Source organism: Methylovulum psychrotolerans, assembly GCF_002209385.1.
Lineage (GTDB): Bacteria > Pseudomonadota > Gammaproteobacteria > Methylococcales > Methylomonadaceae > Methylovulum > Methylovulum psychrotolerans.
The window spans coordinates 2,280,270-2,292,423 of sequence record NZ_CP022129.1; the positions used below are offsets into that span (position 1 = coordinate 2,280,270).

At 50.1% G+C, this 12,154-nt stretch carries 6 protein-coding genes; 4 read left to right on the top strand and 2 right to left on the bottom strand.

The window, feature by feature from the left end; translation table 11 throughout:
* Nucleotides 1-16: 16 nt before the first annotated feature.
* Nucleotides 17-4,051: a beta strand repeat-containing protein gene (locus CEK71_RS10390; protein WP_157679130.1), complete on the bottom strand. Its 4,035-nt coding sequence runs from the start codon at nucleotides 4,049-4,051 to the stop codon at nucleotides 17-19.
* A 328-nt stretch (nucleotides 4,052-4,379) separates the two neighbouring features.
* Between CEK71_RS10390 and CEK71_RS10400 the strand changes: the two genes are divergently transcribed.
* On the top strand, nucleotides 4,380-5,588 hold the full coding sequence (locus CEK71_RS10400; protein ID WP_232463804.1) for a hypothetical protein: 1,209 nt from the start codon (nucleotides 4,380-4,382) through the stop codon (nucleotides 5,586-5,588).
* 9 nt (nucleotides 5,589-5,597) lie between these two features.
* Nucleotides 5,598-6,587, top strand: a complete 990-nt coding sequence (gene corA, locus CEK71_RS10405) for a magnesium/cobalt transporter CorA (protein ID WP_232463805.1) — start codon at nucleotides 5,598-5,600, stop codon at nucleotides 6,585-6,587.
* Between the two features lie 467 nt (nucleotides 6,588-7,054).
* Here the strand turns inward: corA and CEK71_RS10415 are convergent, their stop codons facing one another.
* Nucleotides 7,055-7,435: a hypothetical protein gene (locus CEK71_RS10415; RefSeq protein ID WP_088619327.1), complete on the bottom strand. Its 381-nt coding sequence runs from the start codon at nucleotides 7,433-7,435 to the stop codon at nucleotides 7,055-7,057.
* A 258-nt stretch (nucleotides 7,436-7,693) separates the two neighbouring features.
* Here CEK71_RS10415 and CEK71_RS10420 point away from each other — a divergent pair, with 258 nt between their 5' ends.
* Both CEK71_RS10420 and CEK71_RS10425 read left to right on the top strand, forming a co-directional pair.
* A complete protein-coding gene (locus CEK71_RS10420) occupies nucleotides 7,694-8,632 on the top strand; it encodes a glycosyltransferase family 2 protein (protein ID WP_088619328.1) in 939 nt (312 codons plus the stop codon).
* A 120-nt stretch (nucleotides 8,633-8,752) separates the two neighbouring features.
* Nucleotides 8,753-12,010 (top strand): response regulator, encoded by a 3,258-nt coding sequence (locus tag CEK71_RS10425; RefSeq protein WP_088619329.1) that lies wholly within the window; start codon nucleotides 8,753-8,755, stop codon nucleotides 12,008-12,010.
* The last annotated feature ends 144 nt before the right edge of the window (nucleotides 12,011-12,154 follow it).

Here is a 12,154-nt window from a genome sequence, read left to right on the forward strand (position 1 = left end):
GCCGTGGGTTTTTAGGTTACAGAATAAAATCAGCGGCGGTCAGGTTGGGTATTTGGCCTGACAGGTGGATGATGAAATCGCTAGAATAATCGCCATCGACATCACCGTCAATCTCTGCACCGTTCTGCACTAATTGTCCGGCAACACCGGTAAAATAAGGTGAATTGTCATGAAATGTGAAGGCTTGGTTGCCTAGTGTTGTGGTATCGGCATCTGCACCCGACAGGTCGATTTTGTCGCCTGCCGTAAAATCAACGATGGTTTTTTGCGGAGAACCGCTGGTTACATTACCCAGTTCGTCTAATGAACTGAACTTGAACACATCATTGCCTGCGCCACCCGTTAGGCTATCGGCACCTAAGCCGCCGTTTAACGTATCATTGCCGTCACCACCATTGAGAGCGTCCGCGCCATAACCGCCGTTGAGGATGTCATTGCCGGCATTGCCGTTTAAGGTGTCGTTACCGTCACCACCCGTCAAGATGTCATTGCCAACGGCGCCATTTAAGATTTGGTTACTGATGACATGGTAGATATTTGAGCTTGGGGCCGTTTCTTCGATGGTCAGATTGCCAGTAATATTCAGGCTATAGTCGACGGTGCGGTTGCCATCGGTGTCAATTGCCAATTGGGTGGTGTTTGTGTTCGTATTGTTGGTGATGATCAGTTGGTTGGCCACTCCGGTAAAACCCTTGCCCAGTCCGGCAAAGGTGAGTCCGGCTATCGCGCTCATGTCGATAGTATCTCCTGCGCTCAGGTCAGTAATGGTATCGCCACCGCTGTAGTTGTAGCTATTATTGCCAATTTCCTCGGCGGAGGTGTATTGGAATATGTCATTACCCGCACCGCCAGTCAGTGTATCTATACCTAAACCGCCGCTCAGCGTATCATTGCCGTCACCGCCATTGAGTATATCGGTGCCATAGCCGCCGCTGATGCTATCGTTGCCGCCATTGCCGCTTAAGTGGTCGTTGCCGTTACCCCCTGTTAAGATATCGTCACCAGCCGTGCCATTGCTTGCTTTGTCTGCGGCGACTTGGAAAATAGAGGAGCCTGGGGCGGTTTCTTCGATAGTTAGGTTGTCGGGAATGGTCAGCTCATAGTCGGCAAAGTTGTCGCCGTTGGTATCAACCCCGATAGAGCCGTTAAGGCAGGCGAGTTGGTTGGCTACCCCGCTAAAACCGTTGCCTACGCCTGCAAAATTGAGGCCTGCTATTAAGCTGAGGTCAATCCTGTCGCCTACCGCCAGATCGGTGAGGGTGTCACCGGGGCCGTAATAGGTGTGGTTGTAATAATTGTTATGCCCAATTTCCGCTAAGGAGCTATATTTAAACGTATCATTACCCGCCCCCCCGGTCAGGGTATCGGCACCAAAGCCACCTGTTAGGGTGTCGTTACCGTAACCGCCGCTCAATGTATCTGTGCCATAGCCGCCTATCAAGATGTCATTGCCCGCCAGACCGTTTAAAGTGTCATTGCCGTTACTGCCAGTTAAGGTGTCATTGCCCGTTGTACCAGCTAAAGATTTATTGGCGGCAACTTGGTATATCCGCGAGCCCGGTGTGGTCTCTTCAATAGTCAGGTCAGAGGATAAGTGGAGGCTATAATCGCTTTGTTGGTCGCCGTTGGTGTCGACTTGAAAATAAGTCCCATAATTATAGTCATTAGTGATGGCTATTTGATTGGCGACACCTGTGAAGTTTTTACCGACCCCGGCAAACGTGAGTCCGGCAATCGCGCTTAAGTTGATTTGGTCGCCCACGGAAAAATCGGTTATGGTGTCACCCCATTCGGTTAAGGAAAAATATTTAAAGACATCGTTACCTGCCCCGCCTGTCATAATGTCAGCACCTTGGCCACCGACTAAGGTGTCGTTGCCGTCGCCGCCGTCAAGGGTATCGGCAGAGCCGCCGCTTGCGAGGTAATCATTACCCGCATTGCCATTGAGGATGTCAGTACCGTTGCCGCTAATTAAGGCATCATTGCCCGTGCCGCCATTTAACACTTTGTTGGCGGCGAGCTGAAAAATCAGCGAACCTTTGGCGGTTTCTTCGAGTACCCCGTTGCCTTGCAATACTAGGGTGTAATCTGCCGATTTATCGCCGTCAGTATCAATTTGTAAAAAAATGCCCTGTGAAGTGTAGCCGTAGTTAGCCCGTACTTGATTGGCAACGCCGCTGAAATTATTATCCACCCCGACAAAACTGAGTCCGGCGATGGCGCTCAAGTCGATTTGGTCGCCTACCGTAAAGTCTGTGATGGTGTCGCCGTTATAAGCAGAGGAGAGGCCAAACTCGGCTAACGAGCCGTATTTGAAGCTATCATTGCCTGCCCCGCCCGTCAGGGTATCCATGCCTAGGCCGCCAATTAAGGTATCGTTACCCGCGCCACCTAATAGCTTATCCGTGCCATAACCGCCAATCAGTGTATCGTCGCCGCTATTGCCGCTCAAGAAGTCATTACCGTTAGCGCCGGTTAAGGTGTCATTGCCCGTCGTGCCGCTGAGCATTTTGTTGGCGGCGACTTGGAAAAGCAATGTCCCTATGGGGGCTTTTTCAATGTTCAGGTTGCCCTTGATATCGATGGTATAGTCCGCCACTTTATTGCCGTCATTGTCAATTTGGAGCAGGGTATCGGTGTCGGCATTAAAAATACGGATTTGTTTGGCGGCACCGCTAAAATCCTTGCCGATGCCGACAAAGCTTAGCCCTGTTAGCGCACTCAAATCGATGGTATCGCCGACTGTCAAATCAGTGATGGTCTCGCTGTTGACAGAATAGCCGTTATTAGTGCTCATATCCGCTAGGGAGGTATAGGTGAAGGTATCATTGCCCGCACCGCCCGTTAGCGTATCCGCTCCTAAACCACCGACCAAGGTATCGTTGCCGTCACCGCCGTTCAGGGTGTCGGCATAAGCACCACCTGATAAATAATCGTTGCCCGCATTACCGCTGAGGTTATCGTAACCGTTACCGCCGAGTAAGTTGTCATTGCCCGCCGTGCCGATTAAGGTCTTATTCGGGGTGATAATAAGCCGATTAGAGCCGGGCGAGGTTTCCGCCAAGGCAATCCGCGCGGCGCTTAGATTGGGTAAGTAAATATTGGTATCAACGGTTTTGTCACCGTCAAAGTCAAACTGTAAAAAGTCACCGCTGACATTATATTGTCCTGGCGTGCCGGTAAAAACACCGGCGCCTATAAAGCTGAACCCTTGAAAGGCAAAGAAGAGCTGGTCGCCGCTATCATGGCCAAAATCGGTGATGGTGTCACCATGAGAAATGCCGGGGCCGATAAAATAATCGCTACCCGCGTTAGGGGAAAAGTCAGCCGTGTCGGTATAACGGAATATATCCGAGCCGTTACCGCCTGTTAAGGTATCGAAGCCCACCCCCCCGGTAAGGGTGTCGTTGCCGTCACCGCCTGAGAGGCTGTCGTTACCCTCTCCCCCATTGAGGGTATCATTACCCGCCAAGCCTAAAAGGGTGTCATTGCCGACTCCACCTGTTAAGGTTTCGGCATTATCGGTGCCGGTTAGGGTTTGGTTGGCGGCGATTTTTAAAATTTTTGAGCCGGCTACGGTTTCGGTGAAATTGAATCCGCCGTTAAAGGTTAAGGTGATGTCGCCTTGGGCATCGCCATTGCTATCAATGATGATGTAGCTATAGGGGGGATAGGTGTAGAAAGATGAAGAATCGGGATAATAGCTATAGGAGCGGATTTCTCCCGCCACGCCATTAAATTGGGCGTTGCCGATAAATTTAGCATTGGCGATTGCGGACAAGTCAATGCTGTCTTCGGCGGTCAAGTCGATAATTTTGTCGCCATTGACATCGTCAAAGCTGGCGTATTTAAAAATATCTGTCCCCGCCCCACCGTTTAAGGAGTCGGCGCCTGCGCCGCCGCTTAAGGTGTCGTTGCCGTCGCCACCGGATAAAATATCATTACCCGTACCGCCCACTAGAATATCATCGCCTGCTAGGCCATAGAGCGTATCCCAACCTGCTGTGCCTGTTATCGTGTCATTACCTGTTGTGCCTAATTTGATCGCCATTATTAAACCTAAATTATTGAATTGATAAAGGGAATACAGTTTATTTATCGGTCACTTGCCGAAACCTGAAATATTAATGCTATATTATGACGGCGGTAACTATAACTGATTTTAGCTACTAATTGTAGTGCTAGGCTTATCATTAAGCCAGAGGTATTGAAGGGCGCCGTCTAAGGGATGATGCCAATTCCAATAACGGTGTGGATAGGCGGCTAAGATTAACAGAAAGTAAGCGGTGGTTGGATATGCCTGTTATGCTTCAAGAGCAGGCATCCTATATAATGGGCGACATATCTGTTTTTGGGCGCTTTCCTATTCTTAACCCGCCATGATGACTTTGTTTTGCCAACACCCTAGCAAGAAACTGCAACGGTTAGTGTTATTAGGCTGGTTTTGCTGTTTGCAAGGCTGCGTGTCTTCGCCCGCCTTGCTCGATGATGCGGTGATTTCTTATGACAAATCCATTACCGAAACCCTATCTAAGCAATTGTTGCTGAATATCGCCCGCGCCCATCAGCACCAACCAATGCACTTTACGGGCATCTCTAATATTGCCGCGACCTTCGGCTTTCAATTTACCGCCGGGGCGGGGCCTGCATTTACGGGCGATAGCGGGGCTTTATTGGTGCCGTCGTTTGGCGGCAGTATCTCGGAGAACCCGACCATCAGCATCGTGCCGATGGAGGGGGAGGAGTTTACCCGCCGTTTGTTGGAACCTTTGCAAGAAGCTAAGCTTACTATGCTGTTGCGGCAGGGGGCGGATGTGGATTTGATCTTGCGCCTGCTGATTGATGAATTGCGCCTTACCGATGCTACGGGTGATCGGGTTTATCCAAACCAGCCTGCCGATGCGCCAGGTTATCGGACATTCCGGCAAGCCATGCTGCATTTGTCGGCGATACAAGACCGCCATGCCTTATATGTGAATCCTTTGCTGTTTGATAGGAGCTGGGTGTTGCCAGCGGCGACCTTTAGCACCGACCAATTTTCAGACCTGCAAAACGAATTTACCGTACACTACGATATTGAACACCAGCAACTTAAGCTGACTAAACGCGTTACCGGACATATCATCTTAAGCAACTACAATCCGGTCAGCCTGAGTAATGCGGAACGCGGGCAATTGCAACAAGAAGCGGACAGCCTGCACAGCAATGAAATTATGGTTGATATCCGTTCGGGCTATCCGGGTGGCGAGTGGCCTTGGCACGGGACATTGCGCCTGCGCAGTTTTCATAATGTCTTAAACTTTATTGGCCAAGGCATCAGTGACAGCCCCGAATACGCGGTTGCCCAACATCCGCAAACGCCGCCCGTTAAAGAAAACCCTGCCCAGACCTTGGCGGTTATGGTATCGGATAACGAGCCAAAGCAGGCGGATTTAAGCGTTAAATTTGCTGGCCGTTATTATGCGGTTAAGCCGGAGGTGGGTTATCAATGGAACCGCGAGGGTTTTCGCCTGTTGTATCAGGTGTTTCAAATGACCATGAGCGAATTGTCGCAACAAGACGCGCCCAGTATCACTATTGCCAAATAAGGAGGCTTTTTGAGTTTTAATACGGATCCCAGTATGATTATGAAATGTGTAGCTTATCGGCGCGGCATCAGTCTTGGCGATGTCACCATCGAAGATATTAGCGAAGTGCTAAAACACCCGGAAACCTTTGTTTGGCTGGGGTTGCGGGAAGCCGACACTGAGTTGTTGCTGAAAATACAAGAAGAATTCGGCTTGCATGAATTGGCGATTGAAGATGCCTGTGCCGCCCATCAGCGGCCTAAGATAGAAGAATATGGCGACTCGGTGTTTTTGGTTTTGCATACCGCGTTGTTGACGGTGGACAGTGTCGAGTTTGGCGAAACCCATATTTTTGTCGGGAGCCGTTTTGTCGTCACCGTCCGCCATGGCGCGTCGCTGGATCACCGGAAAATCCGCCAGCGTTGCGAATCCATGCCGCACCAGCTCGCCAAAGGCCCCGGCTTTGTCTTGTATGCGATCATGGATTTTATCGTCGATAATTATATGCCGGTGATTGACGGCCTACAGCAACGCTTTGAAGGTTTGGAACTGGCGATTTTTGAGAACCGCTCCAGCCGTCAGACCTTGGAAGATTTGTATGAGTTAAAACGGGAATTGCTGCTGCTGAAGGCGGCGATCATGCCGATGATTGATATTTGTAATGAGCTGATGCGCTTTCACAGCGGTATTGTGCCTAAGGACGTGCAAGTGTATTTCCGTGACATTGCCGACCATATTAAACGTGTCGACCAAGCTATTGACGGTATGCGTGAGATGCTGGTTTCAGCCATGCATGTTCATCTGACCTTTGAAAGCGTCCGGCAAAACGAGGTGGTGAAGGGCTTGGCGGGCTGGGGGGCGATACTTGCCATCCCGACGATGGTGTTCAGTTGGTATGGGATGAATTTCCGCTATATGCCTGAACTGGCGTGGGAGTACAGCTATCCGTTGGTGATGGGTAGCGTTTTGCTGGGTAGTTTGTTGTTATATCGGCGTTTGAAGCGGTCGGGATGGCTGTAGGTGTTATTGGGGCTTGCTTATGGTGTGCTAGGTTAGCAAGCTGCGGTATAAATAGAACGGCTGTTTGCTTTTATCGTGGCGAGGATTATTTCTGCCCGTTTCTCGCCCGTGTTGGGGCGGCTAGATAGTGTGAGGACACAGATTAACTGCCGAAGAAACCGCAAGCAGCCACCAGATAAGCTAAGTGATGATGCAGAAGCTTTTTGACATAAGTTTTTGCAAGGCTAACGCCCTAATATTTTCATCAAAAAATTAAGGAAGCGTCGTCATTCCGGCATACCCACGGGGCATAAGATGCGGTTTTGCGTATGGTCTACATTTCCGAAATTGTTGGTGTCAACGCTTTTCTGGTTCACGCGCTTTCCGGGCAAACGGCGTGCTTTTATGATGCGAGTGGATTTTATCCGTCACCAATCAATGCCAAAGCGCTGTTTTTGCCCTTATCCGAAGTATAGGCGCTACGTTGATCACTTAATTTTTACCAACCAGCCATCCGAGCCTTTGCAGTTGTTTTGCGCTTCGGCGTTGATCACAATCCGCGCATAGGTGTTGCTTAAGGCGGCGGGGAGGGTGCCGCTGACTTGGAAGCTGCCGTCGTTATCGGGAGTGATGCTGAGTTGGGCGGGTAGGTCTTTGACGGTGGCGGTCAGGGTGCTGGGATAGGTGTTTTTTGAGGCGCTAAAGCTAAAACGGCTTTGTGCCGCCACTTCGGCATTGTCCGCTGGCGCAAACGCGGTGAATTTGGGTTTGCTACAGGCTTTGGTGCTACTGCTGCTGCCGTAAGGCCAAGCGGCGGTGCTGGCTAGCATCAATACTAAAAATCCTAGGCTGTGTTTGGCGTTCTTCATTGTGTTGCTCCGGTTGTTGTTATTATGTGGGGTGCGATGACTGTCAGCTTATCGGTTTTCGTGCTATTGTCAAAATTTAGGGGTTGCGCGGTATTCTGCGCTATTGCAATTTTTAAGGTGAAATGGGATATTTGCCTTGTCAGTTTTGGCAAGTAGGGTCTTAGGGGGGGGGGCGTGACCGCTAATAGCGGTGTAAAAACTCATGGGTTATGCTATACAGATATTCCCGTTTTACTATCCGCCTGATAAGGGGAATTTATGATTACTGCTTCTGTTTTTATTGTGACGCAGAATAGTGCGCCGTATTTGCGGGCGTGTTTGGAGAGCTTACGCGCCCAATCGTTGGGGGATTTCGAGCTGATTGTGGTCGATAACGCGTCGTCTGACAATACCGTTGATCTTATCCGTCATGCTTATCCTGAAGCACAAGTGTTAGCGAATAATTATAATTTAGGGTTTGCTAATGCGCATAATCTGGCCTTGACTTTGGCGCGGGGGCGTTATGTGATTTTGTTGGATCCGTCGGCGGCACTGCCGCCCGACCTGTTACAGAGTGCTGTTAAGTCTATGGAAAAAGTGCTTGATGCCGGGATAGGCGGGGCGCTGCTGCAAGACCGGCATGGGCAAACATTGCTGTCGGCACAGTTGTTTCCGTCGTTATTCAATGAAATTTTGGCGTTAGCTGATTTGTCTGCATCCCATTTTTGGGGTCGGTTTGTGCGTTTTGGGGCGAATCCTGCCGAGGCGGCCGCCGTTGATTGCTTGCCTTGCGGTTTTACGATTTTACGCCGCAGCCTATTGACCGAAATTAGGCTGTTCGATTCGCGGTTTTTTATGTATTACGGTATGGTTGATTTATGTCGGCGTATCCATGATGCCGATTTTAAGGTGTATTATTGGCCGGATTTACAAGTGACCCTTTTGGGCGACGCTAGGGCGGGCACTAGGGTGGACGGTGATAAGCTGCTGGCTTTGTGGCGGATGCGTAGCCAACTGTTGTATTACCAGAAATGGCATGGTGTATTGTATGCGCAGTTAGTGAAAGCATTGGCGCAAAATTGCTATAGGTTTAAGGCGTGGCGTAATGGCCGCCGTGCTCCGAATGCCGCCGCTGAAGCGAGGCTGATGGTGCAGTTATGGCGGCAAGCGTGGCAAGAGACGAAAGGCGGTTTGATTTCTCCGCCGCAGCCGTGGTGAGTGCCCGGATTGTTTGCCTTGGTGTGGGCCGCTTGCACGGTGCGGCTATTTAGGCTGGTTGTCAATAGCCGTTGTCGGGTCGGTTGGTGGCCCAAAATTTTTTTAAAATAGCCTAAAACCATGATCCGTTCTAAACTCATTTGCGTGCTGTTAGTTGAAGATGACCCTATAGCGGCACAGCGTGTCCAAGTATGCCTGCGGCAATTTAAAGAAATTCCTTTCGAGGTCGTCCGTGCGGGCAGTGCCGAGCAAGCCCCCACCAAAACCGTGGATTCCAGGGCTAGGGATATGCGTTTTGAAATTGTTTGGGTGCAGTCTTTAGACGAGGCTTTGCCTAAATTGGCTGAATTTCATTTTGATGTCATTGTTTTGGCCTTATCGCTGGCCGATTCCCAAGGTTTGCCGACTTTACAGGCCTTCCATCAACAGAATCAAGCTTTACCTGTCATTGTGTTATTGGGCAACGATGATGACCCGCTTGCCCAAGCGGCGTTGAAGGCGGGCGCAAAAGCCCATGTCGTCAAAGATGATGCGGGTTACGAGGGCTTGGTACGGTTAATCAAGTATGTTTTGCACCGTGCCGATATTGAAACCCGTAACCAATTGCTGATTGCCGCTTTAAAAGCGACCTCCAACGCTATTATCATCACTGACCGCGACGCGCGGATTGAATGGATAAACCCTGCTTTTACCCAGTTGTCCGGCTATAGCTTTCAGGAGTCTTTAGGCCGCCGTCCTATTGATTTGCTAAAGTCTGGTGTCCATGATGCCATTTTTTACCAGCAAATGTGGGCTAAGTTGGCGAATGACGAGCATTGGCAAGGCGAAATCGTTAACCGCCATAAAGACGGCAGTCTTTATAATGCCGATGTCGGCATTTCTCCAGTCTTCGATAACGCTGGCGTATTGTCTGGTTATGTGCAGATACAACGTGATATTACCGATAGTGTGGTATTGCTGAACGTCTCTGAAGTGTTGCAGAAAACCATCCCTTTAGCGACGCGCTTTGGGCAAGTGTTGCTTATTCTGTTCAATCTTAAGGCCTTCGACTTGGCTCATAAGGGCTGCGTGTTGTTACGTTCAGCCGATGATCCGCTGGCTCTGGTTGAGTTTGTGTTGAGCGGCGACTTAACCCCAGCGTTTCTCGATAGGGAAAAGCGCCTCGATCACCGAGCCTCTTTATCGGGACAAGTATTGCAGAGCGGCGAAGTATTGGTGGCCGATGACTGTTATTGTAGTGTCAGCGACCAGTATCAACTGCTGGATATGCAGGCGCATGGGCATTACGTTGTGCCTTTAGTATTAGGTAATGAAGTTTTGGGTACGCTGTTTTTATTTACCGACTGTTATCCTTTACAGACTGAAAGCCGTTTGACCATGTTAAAGCAAGTGGGTGAAATGATGGCTTTAGCTGTCCGGCAAGAAGAAACCAAAGTGGCTTTGGAAACGGCCCGCGACTTGGCGATGCAGGCTTCATTGATAAAAAGCGAGTTTTTGGCGAATATGAGCCATGAGATCCGTACCCCCATGAATGGGGTGTTAGGTATGTTAGATTTATTGCGCGAGACCAAACTGAGCCCTACCCAACAAGATTGGGTGGATACCGCGTGCAGCTCCGCCGAAGCCTTATTGGATATTATTAATGATATTCTCGATTACTCTAAGCTGGAGGCAGGTAAGTGTGCGGTTGAGCAGATCGAGTTTAATCTGGCCGATTTGGTTGATGATATTTGCGCCTTATTGGCTGTGCGGGCGTACGGCAAAGGTTTAGAACTGAATTGCGCCTTACCCGTGCCTATGCCTTTACAGTGGCTTGGCGACCCTATGCGCATTCGCCAAGTATTGACCAACTTGGTGGGCAATGCCGTCAAGTTTACCGAACAGGGTGAAATTTATATTAAGGTGAGCCGTACGCCACTGACAATGAATCAAGATGAAGTGCGTTTTGAAGTCCGCGACACGGGTATCGGTATCTCTCTGGAGGCGCAACGCCAGTTATTCAAACCTTTCTCGCAGGCGGACAGTGCAACGTCACGGCGCTTCGGTGGCTCCGGCTTGGGGCTGTCGATCAGCAAGCGCTTGGTCGAGCTGATGGGGGGGCATATCGGTATGGATAGCCATCCGGGGGCTGGCACTTGTTTTTGGTTTACCTTACCGCTGACCTATACCCAAACTCAAGAGACGCGGCAGTTGTCTTGCGATTTGTCCGGCAAGCGCACATTGGTGGTCGATGATAATGCCACTAACCGCGAAGTGTTGGCTAATTATTTGGCGAGTTGGGGATTGGCCGTTTCGGAAGTCGATAACGGTAGTGCCGCGCTGATGCAATTGCAAACCTCGGCCTTGCATGGGATTATTTATGACTTGATCTTACTCGATGTACAAATGCCTATTATGGACGGTTTGACGTTGGCGAAATGTCTGGCGCATATCCCCACGTTAGCCGCCATCCCTATTATTTTGATCTCTTCAGGGGATCAGTTTAATAGCGATGATTACCAAAACACCGCGATTGTGCAGCGTTTGTTAAAGCCGGTCCGGCAGCTGCAATTGTTTGACGTTATCGTTAATGCCCTGCACTGTGTCGATGCGCCGCCGACGGAGGCTGCCGCTGAGCCGCCTGTACCCTGTTATCGGGGTAAAAATATTCTGGTTGTTGAAGATAATAAGATTAACCAAAAAGTCATTACGGCTAAGTTGGCAAAATTTGGCCTAGTGCCTGAAATTGCCGAAAACGGGCAGGTCGCCCTTGATAAACTGGCCCATCAGCCGTATGACCTGATTTTGATGGATTGCCAGATGCCTGTGCTGGATGGCTATAATGCCACCCGTGAACTGCGTTTGTTGGAACACCGTCAGGCATGGCCACGCCAGACGGTTATTGCCTTGACCGCGAATGCCTTGGAGGGCGAGCGGGAAAAATGTCTGGCGGCGGGGATGGATGATTATTTGACCAAGCCCATTGTGAGTGAACAATTACAAGCGGTTTTGGCGCGGACTTTAGGTGGCTCTGATGATGGCGGCGTACCCGACCCGGGTCTTGCCGCCACACAAGCGCCTGTCTGGGATGAAGCCCGCGCTCTGAAGCAGTTGGATGGTGATCAGGAGTTGCTGGATGAGATGATTAGCTTGTTTTTGGAAGAAGGCGCTAAGCAATTGGCCGTGTTAATGGCAGCGCAGGGGCAAGCGGTGGCGGTGGCAAATGCCGCGCATACCATTAAAGGGACTTTAGGGCATTTTTGTGCCGATACGGCAAAAACGGCGGCCAGTATATTGGAGAATGCGGCGCGTAGCGGCGAGGTAGCCGATTTAAGCGATCTGGTTGAAACGCTTAAGCAAGCCGTTACTGTGCTCATTGGCCAATTGCAAAATCGCTAGGGGCGTTAACGCGTGGCACTGGCTGGTTTTTCTACGGGTTGAGAATTAGGTGCTTTAGTTAATAATCCATTCATAATAGGGTCTGTATAATAAAGCTGGGATTTACACGAGTAATAGGCCGTAGTATAGTAGTAAGGTAACAAT

Coding starts and splice junctions, on each gene's coding strand:
- CEK71_RS10390 (WP_157679130.1), bottom strand. CDS start 4,051: ATGGCGATCAAATTAGGCACAACAGGTAATGACACGATAACAGGCACA.
- CEK71_RS10400 (WP_232463804.1), top strand. CDS start 4,380: ATGATGACTTTGTTTTGCCAACACCCTAGCAAGAAACTGCAACGGTTA.
- CEK71_RS10415 (WP_088619327.1), bottom strand. CDS start 7,435: ATGAAGAACGCCAAACACAGCCTAGGATTTTTAGTATTGATGCTAGCC.
- CEK71_RS10420 (WP_088619328.1), top strand. CDS start 7,694: ATGATTACTGCTTCTGTTTTTATTGTGACGCAGAATAGTGCGCCGTAT.
- CEK71_RS10425 (WP_088619329.1), top strand. CDS start 8,753: ATGATCCGTTCTAAACTCATTTGCGTGCTGTTAGTTGAAGATGACCCT.